The sequence below is a fragment of the Bacillus cereus genome (assembly GCF_002564555.1).
GTDB lineage: Bacteria > Bacillota > Bacilli > Bacillales > Bacillaceae_G > Bacillus_A > Bacillus_A cereus_K.
In genome coordinates, this window is record NZ_NUVD01000020.1 from 401,425 (window position 1) to 419,165 (window position 17,741).

Genomic DNA, 17,741 nt, shown 5'->3' on the forward strand with positions numbered 1-17,741 from the left:
AATGTATGGAAGAGGGTGTGGAAATGTATAGGTGTTTACCTAAAAAAGGAAGAAGAGTTTGTATATTTTTGTGGAGAAGAGAGAAAAACTAAAGAGAATTAAATCGTTTACATATTATTCTAAGAGCAAAAACAAGTTAAAAAGGGAATAATATAACAGTAGGTTAATGCTTACTAATACAGATGTGAAAAATAAAAACACGTTTGTGGAGAAGAAACCTGCAGATTATTTATAAAAAAACGTATTCAAAGTAATTGACATCGCAATTAGAATAGTTGTAAACTAAAAAACGTGATCAAGATTGTATTAATAAGTTTTTGAAAAAACATTAGTACAGATTGTTAGGTACACAAAATTATTCTCAACCGACAGATAAATTTGTTGGTTTACATTGTTGCGTTTTCAGTTTAGCTAATAGCTGGTGAAAGCGTTTCAGAATATGGTTCAAGAGAGGAAGAGGTGAACGGAATGGGTACTAAAACAAAAAAGACCCTATTTAATGTTGATGAGCAAATGAAAGCTATCGCAGCTCAATTTGAAACATTACAAATTTTAAATGAAAAAGGCGAAGTTGTGAATGAAGCAGCTATGCCTGAATTATCTGATGATCAATTAAAAGAATTAATGCGCCGTATGGTGTATACTCGCGTACTAGATCAACGTTCTATTTCTTTAAACCGTCAAGGACGTTTAGGTTTCTACGCACCAACAGCTGGACAAGAGGCTTCTCAATTAGCGAGTCATTTCGCACTTGAAGCAGAAGATTTCATCTTACCAGGATATCGTGATGTGCCACAATTAGTATGGCACGGTTTACCATTATACCAAGCATTCTTATTCTCTCGTGGACATTTCATGGGTAACCAAATGCCTGAGAATGTAAATGCACTTGCTCCACAAATCATTATCGGTGCGCAAATCATCCAAACTGCTGGTGTTGCGTTAGGTATGAAACTACGTGGTAAAAAATCTGTTGCAATTACTTACACTGGTGACGGTGGTGCTTCACAAGGTGACTTCTACGAAGGTATGAACTTTGCGGGTGCATTCAAAGCTCCAGCAATCTTCGTTGTACAAAACAACCGTTATGCAATCTCTACTCCAGTAGAAAAGCAATCTGCAGCTAAAACTGTAGCTCAAAAAGCAGTAGCAGCAGGTATTTACGGAATTCAAGTAGACGGTATGGATCCATTAGCTGTATACGCAGCAACTGCTTTCGCTCGTGAGCGCGCAGTAAACGGCGAAGGCCCTACTTTAATCGAGACTTTAACATTCCGTTACGGTCCACATACAATGGCTGGTGATGACCCAACTCGTTACCGTACAAAAGATATCGAAAACGAATGGGAACAAAAAGATCCAATCGTACGCTTCCGTGCATTCTTAGAAAACAAAGGCCTATGGTCTCAAGAAGTTGAAGAGAAAGTAATCGAAGAAGCAAAAGAAGATATCAAACAAGCAATTGCTAAGGCTGACCAAGCTCCAAAACAAAAAGTTACTGATTTAATGGAAATCATGTACGAAAAAATGCCTTACAACTTAGCTGAACAATATGAAATTTACAAAGAAAAGGAGTCGAAGTAAGCCATGGCTCAAATGACAATGATTCAAGCAATCACTGATGCTTTACGCGTTGAAATGAAAAATGACCCTAACGTACTTGTGTTTGGTGAAGACGTTGGTGTAAACGGCGGAGTATTCCGTGCTACTGAAGGTTTACAAGCTGAATTCGGTGAAGATCGTGTAATGGATACTCCACTTGCAGAGTCTGGTATTGGTGGACTTGCAGTTGGACTTGCACTTGAAGGTTTCCGTCCAGTTCCAGAAATCCAATTCTTCGGTTTCGTTTATGAAGTAATGGATTCAATTTCTGGTCAATTAGCTCGTCTGCGTTACCGTTCTGGTGGACGTTGGACTGCTCCAGTAACAGTTCGTTCTCCATTCGGTGGTGGTGTTCATACTCCTGAACTACATGCTGATAGCTTAGAAGGATTAGTGGCTCAACAACCTGGTCTAAAAGTTGTTATTCCATCTACTCCATACGATGCAAAAGGTCTTTTAATTGCTGCGATTCGTGACAACGATCCAGTTATCTACTTAGAGCATATGAAATTGTACCGTTCATTCCGTCAAGATGTACCAGAAGGCGAATACACAATTGATTTAGGTAAAGCTGATATCAAACGTGAAGGTACAGATGTATCTGTTATCGCTTACGGTGCTATGGTTCATGCTGCATTAAAAGCTGCTGAAGAACTTGAAAAAGAAGGTATCTCTTTAGAGGTTGTTGACTTACGTACAGTTCAACCATTAGATATCGAAACAATCATCGCTTCTGTTGAAAAAACAGGTCGCGTAGTTGTAGTTCAAGAAGCTCAAAAACAAGCTGGTATTGCAGCTAACGTTGTAGCGGAAATTAACGACCGTGCAATTTTAAACTTAGAAGCTCCAGTTGTACGTGTTGCAGCTGCTGATACAGTATTCCCATTCTCTCAAGCTGAGAGCGTATGGTTACCAAACCACAAAGATATTGTTGAAGCTGTTAACAAAGTAATGAACTTCTAATTTTTAGCTTTTCATGTGCAAAAGAAATCAGCACATGCTGGTTTCTTTTGTACATATTCCATAATAATGAAATGAATCAGGGGGCTGAATTCCGTGGCATTTGAATTTAAACTACCAGATATCGGTGAAGGTATCCACGAAGGTGAAATCGTAAAATGGTTTATTAAACCAGGCGATGAAGTAAATGAAGACGATGTACTTCTTGAAGTACAAAATGATAAAGCAGTAGTAGAAATCCCTTCTCCTGTTAAAGGTAAAGTACTTGAAGTACTTGTAGAAGAAGGAACAGTTGCAATCGTAGGAGATACATTAATTAAATTTGATGCTCCTGGATACGAAAACCTTAAATTTAAAGGTGACGATCATGATGCAGCTCCAGCTGAAGAAGCAGCAGTAGAAGCTCCAGCAGCGGAAGCTACTCCAGCAGCAACTGCAGAAGTAGTAAATGAGCGCGTAATCGCTATGCCATCTGTTCGTAAATATGCTCGTGAAAAAGGTGTAGACATTCATAAAGTAGCTGGTTCTGGTAAGAACGGTCGCGTTGTGAAAGCTGACATCGATGCATTTGCAAATGGTGGACAAACTGTAGCAGCAACTGAAGCTCCAGCAGCAGTAGAAGCTACTCCAGCAGCAGCGAAAGAAGAAGCACCAAAAGCACAACCAATCCCAGCTGGTGAATATCCAGAAACTCGTGAGAAAATGAGTGGTATCCGTAAAGCGATTGCGAAAGCAATGGTTAACTCTAAGCATACAGCTCCTCACGTAACATTAATGGATGAAGTTGATGTAACTGAGCTTGTTGCTCATCGTAAGAAGTTCAAAGCTGTTGCAGCTGACAAAGGTATTAAATTAACTTACCTTCCATACGTTGTTAAAGCTTTAACATCTGCATTACGTGAATTCCCAATGTTGAACACTGCTTTAGACGATGCTTCTCAAGAAATCGTTCACAAACATTACTTCAACATCGGTATCGCAGCTGATACAGACAAAGGTCTATTAGTACCAGTTGTTAAAGATACAGATCGTAAATCAATCTTCACTATTTCTAACGAGATCAACGATCTTGCTGGTAAAGCACGTGATGGTCGTTTAGCTCCAGCTGAAATGAAAGGTGCTTCTTGCACAATTACAAACATTGGTTCTGCAGGTGGACAATGGTTCACTCCAGTTATCAATCACCCAGAAGTAGCAATCCTTGGTATCGGCCGTATCGCTGAAAAACCAGTTGTGAAAAATGGTGAGATTGTAGCAGCTCCAGTATTAGCATTATCTCTAAGCTTTGACCATCGTTTAATTGACGGCGCAACTGCTCAAAAAGCATTAAACCAAATTAAACGTCTATTGAATGACCCACAATTATTAGTAATGGAGGCGTAATAACAATGGTAGTAGGAGATTTCCCAATTGAATTAGATACAGTCGTTGTTGGTGCAGGTCCTGGTGGATACGTTGCGGCAATTCGTGCAGCACAATTAGGTCAAAAGGTAGCAATTATCGAAAAAGCTAACCTTGGTGGCGTATGCTTAAACGTTGGATGTATTCCTTCAAAAGCGTTAATCAATGCAGGTCACCGTTATGAGAATGCAATGCATTCTGATGACATGGGTATCACTGCAGAGAACGTAAAAGTTGACTTTACAAAAGTTCAAGAATGGAAAAACGGCGTAGTTAAGAAATTAACTGGCGGTGTTGAAGGCCTTCTTAAAGGTAACAAAGTTGAAATCATTCGCGGTGAAGCTTACTTCGTAGATGCTAACACATTACGCGTAATGACTGAAGATGCAGCTCAAACTTATACGTTTAAAAATGCTGTTCTTGCAACTGGTTCTACACCAATCGAAATTCCTGGATTCAAATACTCTAAACGTGTTATCAACTCTACAGGCGCTCTAAGCTTACCTGAAATTCCTAAAAAACTTGTTGTAATCGGCGGCGGTTACATCGGTATGGAATTAGGTACTGCATATGCTAACTTCGGTACAGAAGTTACTGTAGTAGAAGCTGGCGACGAAATCTTAGCTGGTTTCGAAAAAGCAATGAGCTCTGTTGTTAAACGTGCCCTTCAGAAAAAAGGCAATGTAAATATCCATACAAAAGCTATGGCTAAAGGCGTTGTAGAAACTGAAACTGGCGTAACAGTTAGCTTCGAAGTTAACGGCGAAGTGAAAACTGTAGAAGCAGATTACGTATTAGTAACTGTAGGTCGTCGTCCAAACACTCAAGAAATCGGTCTTGAGCAAGTTGGAGTTAAAATGACTGACCGCGGTATCATCGAAATCGATGAGCAATGCCGTACAAACGTATCAAACATCTATGCAATCGGTGATATCGTTCCTGGACCACCATTAGCTCACAAAGCTTCTTACGAAGGTAAAGTAGCTGTTGAAGCAATTAGTGGCCATGCATCAGCAATCGATTACATCGGAATTCCAGCAGTATGTTTCACTGATCCAGAATTAGCATCTGTTGGTTACACTAAGAAACAAGCAGAAGAAGCAGGAATGACTGTAGCTGTATCTAAGTTCCCATTCGCTGCAAACGGTCGTGCATTATCATTAAACAGCACTGACGGTTTCCTACAACTTGTAACACGTAAAGAAGATGGTCTTCTTGTAGGTGCTCAAGTTGCAGGCGCAGGCGCTTCTGATATTATTTCTGAGATTGGTTTAGCTATCGAAGCTGGTATGACAGCAGAAGATATCGCTCAAACAATCCACGCTCACCCAACATTAGGTGAGATCACAATGGAAGCAGCTGAAGTTGCTCTTGGAATGCCAATTCACATTGTAAAATAATTTAAGTAATGCAAATAACCCACCTCTTATTTTAAGAGGTGGGTTATTTTTATAAGCTGATTTGTAAAGGTCTTTATATGTACTTGTCGAATGAATAATACTTTAATGGACTGTTACGAATATATGCTACTTCAAAAGAAGTATAAATACTATCGTATAATATGTAATTGATTCAAACTAAATCCCATATATTAATAAAATAGAGCATGTCAAAGGAGAAGGTTCCATGAAAATTTTACATGTTATATTTTATCATTTTTTACTATGGAGTGGTTTTGCCGTTGTCTTAACATTATCGAATGGTGATAAGTTTCATTATAAAGTGATGCTCTTTTTCGTATTTCTTTATTTAGCATATGTGATTGCATGTTTTGTATTACATGTAAGGAAACAGGCTTTATTTCTTACGTGTTCGAATTGTATACTCTTTTTAATTATATTTTCCATTTTTTAAACTAACGTTTATAGAAATACATTGTCCTTCCATTAAATAATTGTAATTCTCCTTCTAATTTCTTCGCTAGAAAACGGCAAAATTCATTTGCTTTTCCTTTATCACCAAATGTTGCATTAGGTGGTAAAGAAATTTGAATGAAAGATTGCTCATTTTCTGTTCCAACACCAACATAAATTGAGTCATATCGATCATGACTGGATTGAAGTTTTAGTGTTGTTGCTGATGTATCTAAAATTTCATAAGGAAAAGCGGTATTTGTATAAGCATAATTAATTTGAACGCCGGTTTGGGAAGTAACTGTTTTATAGTAATGAAAAAGTTGTTTTATATCATCTATTGAAACAGATTGTTGATTGGATTTAGGTACAAGCGTAATAAAGGCATGTTGCATATAAGTTCCCCCTAACTTAATAGAATAATATCATTCTACATCCTACTGAATTTTTTGACAATTAAAAGGAGTATTACTTTTTTTGTTTAATATATTATAAGTAGGAAAGGTGATTTAGAAAGGTGGAAGCCCATGTTTGAAAAATTGTATGATGAGCATGAAAGTGTGAAGGTACGATTTTTAGGATTTATGACACATGATACTCGTTATGATTTTGGGGTTATTTATACAAATATGTTTTTTGGAAAGCCACTTATTGTTTGCATGCAAACGGGAAGGTCTACTTTACTTGGACAAGATGATGTGGAGAATGTTCAATATATACAGGAAATTTTTAAGTTAGGAACGGAAGAGGAAGCAGCGGAGTTAGCTCAGTTTTTTAAATTTCTTGTTCCGTCTACGTCATTGCATGCAGAATTTGAAGAATAATTAATGTGAAACAGTCGTACGTATGGATATGGCTGTTTTTTTATGTGAATATCGCATACTAATTAAAATCAAAAATATTTAATGTGTTATACTAAAAACCTATTGACGTAAAAAGTATAACATATTAAAATAAAGACAGAAAGTTAAGCGGTTACAAAAGTTTTTGGGATTATAAACTTAGGGGGAAATGAAAAATGGGAACAATCGTATGTCAAGATTGTGAAGGTACAATTGCACACTTCGAGGATGAGAAAGTAACGGTACTTTACGGGAAATGTGGATCTTGCGGATGTGATCACACAGAGCATACAAAAGCCCAATAATTGATAGGAATGGACAACTAAAAGTTTTTAGGACCATAAACTTAGGGGGAAATTGAAAATGGGAACAATCGTATGTCAAGTATGCGAAGGAACAATCGCGCATTTTGAAGATGAGAAAACGACAGTACTTTACGGAAAATGTGGTACAAATTGTGACTGTGCTAGTAGAGATAATGCGAAAGCTTAATGATAAATAAGTAGATTACTATTAAAACTTAGGGGGAAATGAAAAATGGGAACAATCGTATGCCAAGTATGTGAAGGAACAATTGCACATTTTGAAGATGAAAAATCAACAGTACTATATGGGAAATGTGGGTCTCATTGCGAATGTGACCATAAAGATCATACAAAAGCTTAATAATAAGAAAAAGCGCCTACATGTGTGGGCGCTTTTTTTTAATAAATTGTAGTTGTATGGCCAACTGTTGCAACGATTGCATCATCTCTAATTGGAATAAACCCTATGGCTGTTTGAGGTGTGTTTGGAGAAGCATAATGGCTCATAATACGGCTATCAATACGGGTAATGGTATCGGTCAAAAAAGCTGAAATGAAAGCGTAAGGGACTCGTCGTTCATTTAGAGAGTAGATAATTTCTTCTTTTGTTTTTACACCTACACCATGTCCGTAAAAAAAGAAATTTCCTAGATAGATTGTGTTTTCTCCTTGCCACTCAATCGTAGCTGGATTCACTTGTGGGTTTTTAAAGTAAACGAGATCGCCAGGAACAAGATCACCACCTGTTTTTGTTATGAGCTTTAAATCTTGATCGTAGTCCCATGTATAAAGTAAAAGGTTTGCAAATAGACGGTTGAAAGTTTCTTCTTCGTACAATGATAGTAAAGCTTTATAAAAAATAATTATCATAGCAGTGGCGCATTCGGTCCCATATAGTTTCCCATTTTTGAAAATATCTTGGATGGCAATAGAAGGTGATTTGTTTGGAAGGAGCTGGAATCCCCCTAGTGATGTTCTTTCCCAAAACTGAGGGTTGCAAAAGGATTGTTGAAACGTACGAAACTGAAATCCACTTTGAAAAAGTTCTAATGCAGAAGTAATAATGTTAACTCGCAAATTTAAATCAAAGCTGAGTTCGTCAGCTGTTCGGAAGGAATAAACTTCTTGATTTCCCGCCATTATGGATAAAATTTGTTGCTTCTCAGCTGCAAATGGCTCATATTCATTTGTGATATAAGGGTGTACAATAGAACGGCCTATTACAATCATAATGGTATCCCCACCTATTACATTACATTCTTTAGTATCGTATGAAGAAAGAGAAAAAAGGTGAAAGAAAAGCCTATCAACTGATAGGCTTGTACTCTTTAATAACACGTAATGTTTGTAATGTCATATCTTCAGGACCTTGTACAGGTAAACCTGCTTCTAAATTTTTACGAATATACTCTAAATTATCTTGTGTAATAATTTCCCCCGGAGTAAAGATTGGAATCCCTGGTGGATAAACCATAACAAAATCAGCTATAATACGACCCGCTGCATTTTCAAATGGAATGACTTCTGTTTCCGAATAAAAAGCATCTCGAGGAGAAAGTGCTAGCACCGGTATTTCTGGAATTTCTACTTGTACTTGAACACCTTTATCCGCCCTATTTTTAAATGTTGTTGCTAAATCTTGTAATGCTGCAATAAGTGTATTTGTATCACTTTCTGTATCTCCCAAAGTGATAAGACATAGTATGTTGTATAAATCTGAGAGTTCTACTTCAATATTATATTGCTCTCTAAGCCATACTTCAGCCTGATGACCGGTAATACCTAAATCTTTCACAGATACAATTATCTTTGTAGGATCATAGTTAAAAGTAGCGTCTGTACCTAACATTTCTTTTCCAGGACAGTAAAGGTGCTCAATAGCATTTATAGCATCACGAACATGTTCAGCTAATTGTATTGTGTGTTCTATGAGCACTTTACCCTCTGTAGCAAGACGTTTTCTTGCTACATCAAGAGATGCTAATAAGATGTAAGAAGTTGATGTAGTCGTAAGCATGCTAATAATAGATTGAACATGTTTTACGTTCACAAGACCTTCTTTCACATTAAGAATAGAACTTTGAGTTAAAGAGCCTCCTAATTTGTGAACACTTGTTGCTGCCATATCTGCACCCGCTTGCATCGCTGACATCGGCAATTCATCGTGAAAATGAATATGAACGCCATGAGCCTCATCGACTAGTACAGGGATATCGTAAGAATGTGCTAATTGTACGATCTGTTCTAAGTCTGCAGCAAAGCCAAAGTATGTTGGATTAATAACAAGTAAGCCTTTCGCATCTGAGTGCTCTTCAAGTGCCTTTTTGACAGATTGAATTGTGATTCCGTGAGAAATACCAAGTTTTGGATCGATTTCAGGATGCATGAAAATAGGTTTCGCACCTGAGAAAATAATAGCTGACATTACTGATTTATGCACGTTTCGTGGCACTAGGATTTTGTCACCAGGACCGCAAACGCTCATCACCATTGTCATAATAGCACCACTTGTACCTTGAATAGAAAAGAAGGTATGATCTGCACCAAATGCAGCAGCAGCTAAATCCTGCGCTTCTTTAATCATACCTTTTGGATGATGTAAATCATCGAGTGGCGCAATATTAATTAAATCAATTGCTAACGCATTATGCCCAATAAATTCGCGAAATGTAGGATCCATGCCCTGTCCTTTTTTATGACCAGGAATATGGAATTGAATTGGATTTCGCTTACTGTGTTCAACTAAAGCGGTAAACAATGGTGTTTCGTATTGGGACAATCTATACACCCCTTCTTCTTCATAATATTTAGTGTAATTTGTTTTATATAATCCTGTTTTAAAAAAGGGGAAGTCCTTTTTTAAAATGAGGCTTGTTTTTCTGCCATTCACAAAAGTGTTTTTGAGATGGGAGGTTCACTTTATTTTCTATAAAACAAAAGCATTATATCACCAATAATTATAGATGTATAGAAAAAAATATTTTTATGGTGAGTATGTTTAATAGTTAGGCTCAAATAATTAATAGAGGAAGACAATTCCATCAAAATGAATAAATAGTGTATAATGCAAAGTGGCTATAGTAAAGAAGGAAAAAACCTCTTTAAGATAGCATATTGAAACAAGAAGAAATGATAAATGAGGTGCAAAATGGAATATCAATATCCGTTAGATTATGATTGGTCAAATGAGGAAATGGTTACAATTGTAAAGTTTTATGAAGCCATTGAGAAAGCACATGAAAAAGGGATAATAAGAGAAGAATTAATGGGGTTATATCGTCGCTTTAAAGAGATTGTTCCGTCGAAAGCAGAAGAAAAGAAAATTGATAAAGAGTTTCAAGAGGTAAGCGGATATTCAATATATCGTGCCATTCAAAGGGCAAAAGAAGTCGAAGAACAAAAGATTGTAAAAATGTAAAAAATATTTTGAAAAATAAAAACTGAAGTGATATAATGTGATAACAACTAAAAACGGACAATATAAATTGTCCGTTTTCTACTATCGATTACAAAGTGCATATAAAGGAAGGAGTGATTGCATCGTAGATTCAATCTTAGCAAGGAATTGTTCGTTGGTCATTGCTGAAAACTCCTCTGGTGATATATGAATACCAACTAATAATTCTGCTTTTTTTACAGTAGCTAAACGTTCAATCATCTTTTGTAAGTCTTCTGTTTCAAGTATTTTATGTAATTTTACACTTGGTTTAGTATGGTCAATGGACCAAACGAAGTCATTTGGAATATTTGTTTTTAAATCATTTAAATGTTCTAAGAAGGCGTGAGCCGTCTCCACTTTTTGTGGACACTCATAGATTAAACCAAAGTATATGAAGGCATGAGTACCCCATAACCCAATTTGGAAATGTGGTAACATTTTATATCCCCGTTTATTTGTTGAAAAAGCAACCCAAGTATCGTTTGGTGGATTGACTTTGCGACGTGCATGTTTTGCAACATGATAAAAAAAGTTTTCATCAGTTTGTTTGGATAAATACTCTGCAAACTGTTCCCCTAAAGCTTCTAGCTTAGGATGAATATTCGTTTTAATTGCACTCATTCGTTCTTCGAGACCATCAACTGTAAAGACCTCAAAATCAGTTGATTTGAATGTTTGTAGTGTCATGATTGTTCCTCCAACTCCTATTTTGCTTTTATTTTAGCATAGCTTGTACTATTCATAAAAAAAACAGCACAAAAAAATTTAAATAAAAAAATATAATTTTGTTGCATAGATGATTTATCCAACATAGTATAGTATAAAACAAAAAATCAGAAAATTGAATTAATTCTAGTCCGAGGGCAGACGAATATTGGGAGGAGGCAAATAATATGAGACAGGTGATTAATGCGTTAAAGAGAACAGATGCTGAAAAGAGAATTCCGGTGCTACGTTTGGAGCTAGATTATGAATTAGCAACTTTATATGATGCGATGATGGAAAACGATAAACAGAAAAAAGAAGAGTGTGTACAAAAGTTAGAAGTGTTAAGACTTGAAATGATTCGTTTAGAAGCGTAATAATAGTATATGTATAAAAAATTAGTTGGTGCGAACCTTATAAAGGGTTCGTTTTTTCTGTGAACAGTAAAGATCGGAGTGTTTAAACATGCACGAGGTATGGAAAGACATCGATACACACGCGAAACAATGGATTCGAGACGCAGGAGAGCGTTTAATGGTATCAATGAAAAAAGCCCTTATTATAGAGACGAAATCAAATGCAGCGGATTTAGTAACGAATATGGACAGAGAAACGGAGCAGTTTTTAATTGGGAAAATTAAAGAAACATACCCGGACCATTATATTTTAGGCGAAGAAGGTTACGGAGATGAGGTTACTTCATCTGATGGGGTTGTTTGGTTAATTGATCCAATTGATGGCACGATGAACTTTGTTCATCAAAAAAGAAATTTCGCAATTTCAATTGGGATTTATGAGAACGGTATCGGAAAGATTGGCCTTATTTATGACCCTGTTCATAATGAATTATATCATGCGGTAAAGGGGGAAGGGGCTTTTTGTAATGATGTATCTATTCCGATGCTGGAAGAAGGGACAGTAGAGCAAGGGATCATTGCTCTAAATGCAATATGGCTTACCGACAACCCGTTGCTTAATATGGAAAAAATGATGACGCTTGTTAAGAAAGCGAGAGGCACTAGGTCATATGGTTGTGCAGCATTAGAAATGGTATACGTTGCAACAGGAAGAATAGATGCATATGTAACACCGAGATTATCACCATGGGATTTTGGTGGCGGACAAATAATAGTAGAGGAAGTTGGGGGAAAGGTGACAACATTCTCCGGAAATCCACTTTCTATCGTAGAGAAGAGCAGTGTGTTAGTTGGAAAACCAAGGGTATATGAAGAAATATTACCATTCGTATCGCAATAACAAAAAAAGTAAGAGGCTATGAAAGAAGCTTCTTACTTTTTAACGTTATTGCGATTTACGCATTTTTCTTTTTGTTACAAAACCGTATCCAACTGTAACAAATGTGCCGATAATGCAAATAATAATACCGATGGGACTATTTTCAGCAATCATAATGCCGATACCAATTAAGAAAATCACACCGATAATTGCGGTTAATAAAAAGCGATATTGAATGTGTTCCATTTCTTCACCCTCCAATCTCATTTTACTTTCACAAAAGTAAGAATACAACTATATTTTCATTCTTGCTCTTATTTTGATTGCCATTGTATCCCCTTCGCTCTTATAATAGAGAAGGATTAAAAAGACACTAGGAGTTGGACATGTTGAAAAAACGACAAGATTTACGTAACATAGCAATTATTGCCCACGTTGACCATGGTAAAACAACACTTGTTGACCAGTTATTACGTCAAGCGGGAACGTTCCGTGCGAATGAACATATTGAAGAACGCGCAATGGACTCAAATGATCTAGAAAGAGAACGTGGTATTACGATTTTAGCGAAAAATACTGCGATTCACTATGAAGATAAACGAATTAACATTTTAGATACACCTGGTCATGCTGACTTCGGTGGAGAAGTAGAACGTATCATGAAAATGGTTGATGGTGTTCTACTTGTTGTTGATGCATATGAAGGTTGTATGCCACAAACACGATTTGTTTTAAAGAAGGCTCTTGAGCAAAACTTAACTCCAATCGTTGTTGTAAACAAAATTGACCGTGACTTTGCTCGCCCTGACGAAGTAGTTGATGAAGTTGTTGACTTATTCATCGAGCTTGGTGCAAACGAAGATCAATTAGAGTTCCCTGTTGTATTTGCATCAGCAATGAACGGAACAGCAAGCTTAGATTCAAATCCAGCAAATCAAGAAGAGAATATGAAATCATTGTTTGACACAATTATTGAACATATTCCAGCACCAGTTGATAACAGTGAAGAGCCACTTCAATTCCAAGTAGCACTTCTTGATTACAATGACTATGTTGGTCGTATCGGAGTTGGACGCGTATTCCGCGGTACAATGAAAGTAGGACAACAAGTTGCATTAATGAAGGTTGACGGAAGTGTAAAACAATTCCGTGTAACGAAATTATTTGGTTACATTGGATTAAAACGTCAAGAAATTGAAGAAGCAAAAGCTGGAGATTTAGTAGCTGTTTCAGGTATGGAAGACATTAACGTTGGTGAAACAGTATGCCCAGTTGAGCATGAAGAGGCTTTACCATTATTACGTATCGATGAGCCAACACTACAAATGACATTCCTTGTAAATAACAGCCCATTTGCAGGTCGTGAAGGTAAATACATTACATCTCGTAAAATTGAAGAGCGTCTTCGTTCACAATTAGAAACAGATGTAAGTTTACGTGTAGATAATACAGATTCTCCTGATGCATGGATTGTATCTGGACGTGGAGAATTACATTTATCTATCTTAATCGAAAACATGCGTCGTGAAGGTTATGAGTTACAAGTATCTAAGCCGGAAGTAATCATTAAAGAAGTTGATGGCGTAAGATGTGAGCCTGTAGAACGTGTGCAAATTGATGTACCTGAAGAATACACTGGTTCTATTATGGAATCTATGGGTGCTCGTAAAGGTGAAATGTTAGATATGGTGAATAACGGAAACGGTCAAGTTCGCCTTACTTTCATGGTTCCAGCACGTGGTTTAATTGGTTACACTACAGAATTCCTAACATTAACTCGTGGTTACGGTATTTTAAACCATACATTTGATAGCTACCAACCAGTACATGCTGGACAAGTTGGTGGACGTCGCCAAGGTGTTCTAGTTTCACTTGAAGCAGGAAAAGCATCACAATACGGCATTATGCAAGTTGAAGACCGTGGTGTAATCTTCGTTGAACCAGGTACAGAAGTTTATGCTGGTATGATTGTCGGAGAACACACTCGTGAGAATGATTTAACAGTTAACGTTGTAAAAATGAAACAACAAACTAACATTCGTTCTGCGACGAAAGATCAAACTTCAACAATGAAAAAACCACGCTTAATGACTTTAGAAGAGTCATTAGAGTACTTAAACGAAGACGAGTTCTGTGAAGTAACTCCAGAATCAATTCGTCTACGTAAAAAGATTCTTGATAAGAGTGAGCGCGAAAGAGCTGCTAAGAAAAAGAAATCTGTAGAAGCGTAAAATATTAGAACAGCTACCTTTGATTAAGGTAGCTGTTCTTTTTGTGTGCATTTTTTAGAAAATTTACTCTTTTTTTGTGGACAGTAATTTTTTCGCGGGTTACTCTTGTATTAAGTACAGACATAAGTTTTGTTTTTTATGAGAAGGGGGGATAAATAGTGTTAGAAAGAATGTCGTTTTTTGCGAAATTGTGTAAAGTTGACGAAAATCCAGAACTAGGGATGTGGTTATTGTATGGCATCATGATTATATTAAGTGCACTTGTGTATAATTTGGGGTTCGCAAGAAAATTATCGATAATAAAAAATATAGTGATATATATATCATTAGCGATCGGATGTACGGTTTTAACTTTCTTTGCAGTTTTTTTACCTGTTGGCGAGGGGCTTGTTGTGGCGGCAATTGTACTTGGGATTTATAGGCTACGTTTACGCCAAGTGAAACAACAAAAAGTAGGATAAGAAGGGAGAGAGAGTTCATGCGTTCAGTACAAGATGCGCTATATAATTGGTTAACAATTAAAACAGTTGCGGAAGCACGTCCAGATGATCGTGCTGCAGAAGAAACGTATTTGTTATTTCAAAATATGATATATGAAGAACATAAATTGAAGAATGTGGAAGTTAAAAAGAATGAGGAAATGTACTTAATTACATATGAAATTGATGGGGAAAGAAAATCTGCAAGATTTCCGTTAGAAGCTATTGATTGTTTCTTGGATCAGATGAATCGGGAACCCGAAAAATATAAATAAGTCCTTATCGATATGATTAAGGACTTATTTATATTTTACCAATCGTCTTCTACTTTTTTATCACGATATAGTCGGAAATTACCACTTGCATGACGTTCCATCGTACGCTCTGCAATTCGTTCTGAACATTCCATGCACATATATGTATGAATAGGGCGATTACGCAGTTTTTTTGCCATAGGATTTTCATCATCTAACATATCTTTTTTATCACAAATCATACATTTGACTCTCATTTCGTCACCTCAATACGAATTCTATCAGTATAAGTATATCATGGAAGTGTAATGTTTTTGAATAATAGCAGGAAAAAATAATATTTTCGCAATTCGAAAAATAAGTTATGATAAGGATATATTAAGTATATTTGGAGGTGGAAATATGGCGAATGTAGTAGAGCCTACATTAACAGATGATTTAGTACAAACATTACGTAAAGAATGTATTGTTATGGTAGCAACAACAGATTTCGAAAAACAAGTTCCTAACGTAAGTGCTATTTCTTGGGTGTATGCAGTGAGTGAAACTAGTATTCGATTTGCAGTAGATCAACGTTCACGTATTGTGGAAAATATACGGCATAGTACTGGAGTGGTATTGACTATAATGGCGAATGGATCCGTATTTTCCATAAGTGGTGCAGGTGAAATTTTGACAGATAAAATGGAAGGCATTCCTCTAAAATTAACTGTAATAGAAGTAAATGTGCAAGAAGTACGTGATGTTATGTTTTATGGAGCAAAACTTGCAATTGAACCAACATATGAAAAAACATACGATCTTCGGGCAGCAAAAAAACTGGATAACCAAGTGTTGGTAGGGATGAAAGAGTTATAAATGAGATGAATAAGGGAATCGTTCATTAACTTTGGGAATCAGTTATTGTGATTTAACGTTAATATTTAAAATTAAAAGTAATATATTGAATAGAAATGAATAAAAAATAAAGAAAAGGTTTAATTGCTATAATTTTCGATTCTACCTCGTTTATACGGTACATATAATTATAACAATGGTTCGTCCATATTATATGGATGAAACCCTTGTTCTACAAATTTAAAAGTGGAGTCAGGGGGTAACAGGTTGGATAAAATTTATGTGTTAGATACGAATGTACTTTTGCAGGATCCTTTATCTATTTTTTCATTTGAAACCAATGAAGTAGTGATTCCAGCAGTTGTATTAGAAGAGGTTGATTCGAAGAAACGTTATATGGACGAAGTAGGAAGAAACGCTCGTTATGTATCTAAGTTAATAGATAAATTTCGTGAAATAGGAAAGCTGCATGAAAGCATTCCGCTAGAAAACGGCGGTACATTTCGTATTGAATTAAATCATCGTTCATTTGTTCAACTACAAGATATTTTTGTAGAAAAAACAAATGATAATCGAATTTTAGCAGTAGCAAAAAATCTATCTTTAGAAGAACAAGAAAAAGAGGACGGGAAGTCTGTTATTTTAGTAAGTAAAGATGTGCTCGTAAGGGTAAAAGCTGATGCAATTGGATTGAAGGCTGAAGATTATTTAAGTGATCGCGTAATTGAGGTAGATAATATATACTCAGGATTTTTAGAAGGATATATATCAAAAGAACAATTGGATTATTTTTATGAAAAAGGTGAATTACCTTTATCTGAAATTGCAAATCATCCTTTTTATCCAAATCAGTTTGTAGTAATGAAAGATGCACTAGGGGGTTCTAGTTCTGCACTTGGAATTGTGGATCACTTAGGTAAGAAGGTGAAGAAGCTTATTTTTCATAATGAGCAAGTGTGGGGGATACGACCACGAAACGTGCAGCAAATAATGGGATTAGAATTGTTACTTCGCGAAGATATTCCGCTTGTAACGTTAACAGGGAAAGCTGGTACAGGAAAAACGTTACTTGCATTAGCTTCGGGATTAATGCAAACGGAAGATTTAGGATTATATAAAAAATTACTTGTTGCAAGACCAATTGTTCCAGTCGGAAAAGATATCGGTTATTTACCAGGAGAAAAAGAAGAAAAGTTAAGACCATGGATGCAGCCGATTTTTGATAATCTAGAGTATTTATTTAATACGAAAAAGCCAGGGGAATTAGATGCTATTTTAGCTGGAATGGGTTCGATTGAAGTAGAAGCACTTACTTATATACGCGGCAGAAGTATTCCAGACCAATTCATTATTATTGATGAGGCACAAAATTTAACGAAGCATGAAGTGAAGACGATATTAACGCGAGTAGGAGAGAAAAGTAAGATCGTATTAATGGGAGATCCCCAGCAAATCGATCACCCTTATTTAGATGAATATAATAATGGTTTAACATATGTTGTAGAGAAGTTTAAAGAACAGCGTATCAGTGGTCATGTAAAGTTTGTTAAAGGAGAGCGTTCTAATTTAGCTCAACTAGCAGCGGATTTATTATAAA

General features: G+C 36.2%; 23 protein-coding genes. 17 read left to right on the forward strand and 6 right to left on the reverse strand.

Annotated elements, in window-relative coordinates; all coding sequences use genetic code 11:
• Positions 1-468: 468 nt before the first annotated feature.
• From pdhA to COI75_RS12655, 5 genes are all read left to right on the forward strand, one after another.
• Positions 469-1,584, forward strand: coding sequence for a pyruvate dehydrogenase E1 component subunit alpha (gene pdhA, locus COI75_RS12635; protein WP_000536893.1), 1,116 nt, complete (start codon positions 469-471; stop codon positions 1,582-1,584).
• A gap of 3 nt (positions 1,585-1,587) precedes the next feature.
• Positions 1,588-2,565, forward strand: coding sequence for a pyruvate dehydrogenase complex E1 component subunit beta (pdhB, locus tag COI75_RS12640; RefSeq protein ID WP_000068164.1), 978 nt, complete (start codon positions 1,588-1,590; stop codon positions 2,563-2,565).
• 93 nt (positions 2,566-2,658) lie between these two features.
• The gene (gene pdhC / locus COI75_RS12645) at positions 2,659-3,945 is read left to right on the forward strand and encodes a pyruvate dehydrogenase complex dihydrolipoyllysine-residue acetyltransferase (RefSeq protein WP_000863411.1); all 1,287 of its coding nucleotides are present in this window, start codon (positions 2,659-2,661) and stop codon (positions 3,943-3,945) included.
• A 5-nt stretch (positions 3,946-3,950) separates the two neighbouring features.
• On the forward strand, positions 3,951-5,363 hold the full coding sequence (lpdA, locus tag COI75_RS12650) for a dihydrolipoyl dehydrogenase (RefSeq protein WP_000260110.1): 1,413 nt from the start codon (positions 3,951-3,953) through the stop codon (positions 5,361-5,363).
• A 226-nt stretch (positions 5,364-5,589) separates the two neighbouring features.
• Positions 5,590-5,817, forward strand: a complete 228-nt coding sequence (locus COI75_RS12655) for a hypothetical protein (protein ID WP_000697467.1) — start codon at positions 5,590-5,592, stop codon at positions 5,815-5,817.
• Position 5,818: 1 nt separating this feature from the next.
• On the opposite strand, the gene COI75_RS12660 is transcribed toward COI75_RS12655, so the two are convergent.
• The gene (locus COI75_RS12660; RefSeq protein WP_001163311.1) at positions 5,819-6,211 is read right to left on the reverse strand and encodes a DUF1885 family protein; all 393 of its coding nucleotides are present in this window, start codon (positions 6,209-6,211) and stop codon (positions 5,819-5,821) included.
• A gap of 132 nt (positions 6,212-6,343) precedes the next feature.
• Here COI75_RS12660 and COI75_RS12665 point away from each other — a divergent pair, with 132 nt between their 5' ends.
• The 4 genes from COI75_RS12665 to COI75_RS12680 all read left to right on the forward strand — a co-directional run bounded on the left by COI75_RS12665 (position 6,344) and on the right by COI75_RS12680 (position 7,324).
• Positions 6,344-6,640: a DUF3055 domain-containing protein gene (locus COI75_RS12665; protein WP_000462034.1), complete on the forward strand. Its 297-nt coding sequence runs from the start codon at positions 6,344-6,346 to the stop codon at positions 6,638-6,640.
• A 194-nt stretch (positions 6,641-6,834) separates the two neighbouring features.
• Complete coding sequence (locus tag COI75_RS12670; RefSeq protein WP_000536778.1) at positions 6,835-6,963, forward strand: GapA-binding peptide SR1P; 129 nt, start codon at positions 6,835-6,837, stop codon at positions 6,961-6,963.
• Between the two features lie 58 nt (positions 6,964-7,021).
• Positions 7,022-7,150 (forward strand): GapA-binding peptide SR1P, encoded by a 129-nt coding sequence (locus COI75_RS12675; protein WP_000536789.1) that lies wholly within the window; start codon positions 7,022-7,024, stop codon positions 7,148-7,150.
• Positions 7,151-7,195: 45 nt separating this feature from the next.
• Positions 7,196-7,324 carry a GapA-binding peptide SR1P gene (locus COI75_RS12680; RefSeq protein ID WP_000536784.1) on the forward strand — a complete coding sequence of 43 codons (129 nt, stop codon included), beginning with the start codon at positions 7,196-7,198 and terminating at the stop codon, positions 7,322-7,324.
• Positions 7,325-7,362: 38 nt separating this feature from the next.
• On the opposite strand, the gene COI75_RS12685 is transcribed toward COI75_RS12680, so the two are convergent.
• Both COI75_RS12685 and speA read right to left on the reverse strand, forming a co-directional pair.
• Positions 7,363-8,193, reverse strand: a complete 831-nt coding sequence (locus tag COI75_RS12685; RefSeq protein WP_000635346.1) for a protein-glutamine gamma-glutamyltransferase — start codon at positions 8,191-8,193, stop codon at positions 7,363-7,365.
• 76 nt (positions 8,194-8,269) lie between these two features.
• Positions 8,270-9,742, reverse strand: a complete 1,473-nt coding sequence (gene speA / locus COI75_RS12690; RefSeq protein ID WP_000084894.1) for an arginine decarboxylase — start codon at positions 9,740-9,742, stop codon at positions 8,270-8,272.
• A gap of 369 nt (positions 9,743-10,111) precedes the next feature.
• Between speA and COI75_RS12695 the strand changes: the two genes are divergently transcribed.
• Positions 10,112-10,381 (forward strand): UPF0223 family protein, encoded by a 270-nt coding sequence (locus COI75_RS12695; protein ID WP_000456548.1) that lies wholly within the window; start codon positions 10,112-10,114, stop codon positions 10,379-10,381.
• Positions 10,382-10,462: 81 nt separating this feature from the next.
• Here COI75_RS12695 and COI75_RS12700 read toward each other — a convergent pair whose 3' ends face one another.
• Positions 10,463-11,089 carry a YktB family protein gene (locus tag COI75_RS12700; RefSeq protein WP_000175085.1) on the reverse strand — a complete coding sequence of 209 codons (627 nt, stop codon included), beginning with the start codon at positions 11,087-11,089 and terminating at the stop codon, positions 10,463-10,465.
• 206 nt (positions 11,090-11,295) lie between these two features.
• On the opposite strand from COI75_RS12700, the gene COI75_RS12705 reads away from it, so the two are divergent.
• Together COI75_RS12705 and COI75_RS12710 are read left to right on the forward strand one after the other, a co-directional pair.
• Positions 11,296-11,484, forward strand: a complete 189-nt coding sequence (locus tag COI75_RS12705) for a hypothetical protein (RefSeq protein WP_001250168.1) — start codon at positions 11,296-11,298, stop codon at positions 11,482-11,484.
• An 88-nt stretch (positions 11,485-11,572) separates the two neighbouring features.
• Positions 11,573-12,364, forward strand: a complete 792-nt coding sequence (locus tag COI75_RS12710; protein ID WP_000545248.1) for an inositol monophosphatase family protein — start codon at positions 11,573-11,575, stop codon at positions 12,362-12,364.
• A gap of 45 nt (positions 12,365-12,409) precedes the next feature.
• Here COI75_RS12710 and COI75_RS12715 read toward each other — a convergent pair whose 3' ends face one another.
• Positions 12,410-12,589: a DUF5325 family protein gene (locus tag COI75_RS12715; RefSeq protein WP_000400127.1), complete on the reverse strand. Its 180-nt coding sequence runs from the start codon at positions 12,587-12,589 to the stop codon at positions 12,410-12,412.
• 140 nt (positions 12,590-12,729) lie between these two features.
• Here COI75_RS12715 and typA point away from each other — a divergent pair, with 140 nt between their 5' ends.
• The 3 genes from typA (at position 12,730) to COI75_RS12730 (ending at position 15,328) form a co-directional block, all read left to right on the forward strand.
• On the forward strand, positions 12,730-14,574 hold the full coding sequence (gene typA / locus COI75_RS12720) for a translational GTPase TypA (protein WP_000914754.1): 1,845 nt from the start codon (positions 12,730-12,732) through the stop codon (positions 14,572-14,574).
• 158 nt (positions 14,575-14,732) lie between these two features.
• Complete coding sequence (locus tag COI75_RS12725; RefSeq protein WP_000893659.1) at positions 14,733-15,035, forward strand: YlaH-like family protein; 303 nt, start codon at positions 14,733-14,735, stop codon at positions 15,033-15,035.
• A gap of 17 nt (positions 15,036-15,052) precedes the next feature.
• A complete protein-coding gene (locus COI75_RS12730; protein ID WP_001258130.1) occupies positions 15,053-15,328 on the forward strand; it encodes a hypothetical protein in 276 nt (91 codons plus the stop codon).
• Between the two features lie 35 nt (positions 15,329-15,363).
• Here COI75_RS12730 and COI75_RS12735 read toward each other — a convergent pair whose 3' ends face one another.
• Positions 15,364-15,564 carry a YlaI family protein gene (locus COI75_RS12735; RefSeq protein ID WP_001995040.1) on the reverse strand — a complete coding sequence of 67 codons (201 nt, stop codon included), beginning with the start codon at positions 15,562-15,564 and terminating at the stop codon, positions 15,364-15,366.
• A gap of 145 nt (positions 15,565-15,709) precedes the next feature.
• Here COI75_RS12735 and COI75_RS12740 point away from each other — a divergent pair, with 145 nt between their 5' ends.
• The gene (locus tag COI75_RS12740) at positions 15,710-16,165 is read left to right on the forward strand and encodes a pyridoxamine 5'-phosphate oxidase family protein (RefSeq protein WP_000024586.1); all 456 of its coding nucleotides are present in this window, start codon (positions 15,710-15,712) and stop codon (positions 16,163-16,165) included.
• Positions 16,166-16,411: 246 nt separating this feature from the next.
• Entirely contained in the window at positions 16,412-17,740 is a 1,329-nt protein-coding gene (locus tag COI75_RS12745) for a PhoH family protein (protein ID WP_000358079.1), read from the forward strand.
• The last annotated feature ends 1 nt before the right edge of the window (position 17,741 follow it).

What these genes read in the sequence shown, in the direction of transcription:
- COI75_RS12715 (WP_000400127.1), bottom strand. Translation starts at nt 12,589, where the DNA reads ATGGAACACATTCAATATCGCTTTTTATTAACCGCAATTATCGGTGTG.
- COI75_RS12655 (WP_000697467.1), top strand. Translation starts at nt 5,590, where the DNA reads ATGAAAATTTTACATGTTATATTTTATCATTTTTTACTATGGAGTGGT.
- COI75_RS12730 (WP_001258130.1), top strand. Translation starts at nt 15,053, where the DNA reads ATGCGTTCAGTACAAGATGCGCTATATAATTGGTTAACAATTAAAACA.
- COI75_RS12660 (WP_001163311.1), bottom strand. Translation starts at nt 6,211, where the DNA reads ATGCAACATGCCTTTATTACGCTTGTACCTAAATCCAATCAACAATCT.
- COI75_RS12665 (WP_000462034.1), top strand. Translation starts at nt 6,344, where the DNA reads ATGTTTGAAAAATTGTATGATGAGCATGAAAGTGTGAAGGTACGATTT.
- COI75_RS12705 (WP_001250168.1), top strand. Translation starts at nt 11,296, where the DNA reads ATGAGACAGGTGATTAATGCGTTAAAGAGAACAGATGCTGAAAAGAGA.
- pdhB (WP_000068164.1), top strand. Translation starts at nt 1,588, where the DNA reads ATGGCTCAAATGACAATGATTCAAGCAATCACTGATGCTTTACGCGTT.
- pdhA (WP_000536893.1), top strand. Translation starts at nt 469, where the DNA reads ATGGGTACTAAAACAAAAAAGACCCTATTTAATGTTGATGAGCAAATG.
- COI75_RS12700 (WP_000175085.1), bottom strand. Translation starts at nt 11,089, where the DNA reads ATGACACTACAAACATTCAAATCAACTGATTTTGAGGTCTTTACAGTT.
- COI75_RS12710 (WP_000545248.1), top strand. Translation starts at nt 11,573, where the DNA reads ATGCACGAGGTATGGAAAGACATCGATACACACGCGAAACAATGGATT.
- COI75_RS12680 (WP_000536784.1), top strand. Translation starts at nt 7,196, where the DNA reads ATGGGAACAATCGTATGCCAAGTATGTGAAGGAACAATTGCACATTTT.
- typA (WP_000914754.1), top strand. Translation starts at nt 12,730, where the DNA reads ATGTTGAAAAAACGACAAGATTTACGTAACATAGCAATTATTGCCCAC.
- COI75_RS12695 (WP_000456548.1), top strand. Translation starts at nt 10,112, where the DNA reads ATGGAATATCAATATCCGTTAGATTATGATTGGTCAAATGAGGAAATG.
- lpdA (WP_000260110.1), top strand. Translation starts at nt 3,951, where the DNA reads ATGGTAGTAGGAGATTTCCCAATTGAATTAGATACAGTCGTTGTTGGT.
- COI75_RS12670 (WP_000536778.1), top strand. Translation starts at nt 6,835, where the DNA reads ATGGGAACAATCGTATGTCAAGATTGTGAAGGTACAATTGCACACTTC.
- COI75_RS12685 (WP_000635346.1), bottom strand. Translation starts at nt 8,193, where the DNA reads ATGATTGTAATAGGCCGTTCTATTGTACACCCTTATATCACAAATGAA.
- COI75_RS12675 (WP_000536789.1), top strand. Translation starts at nt 7,022, where the DNA reads ATGGGAACAATCGTATGTCAAGTATGCGAAGGAACAATCGCGCATTTT.
- COI75_RS12735 (WP_001995040.1), bottom strand. Translation starts at nt 15,564, where the DNA reads ATGAGAGTCAAATGTATGATTTGTGATAAAAAAGATATGTTAGATGAT.
- COI75_RS12740 (WP_000024586.1), top strand. Translation starts at nt 15,710, where the DNA reads ATGGCGAATGTAGTAGAGCCTACATTAACAGATGATTTAGTACAAACA.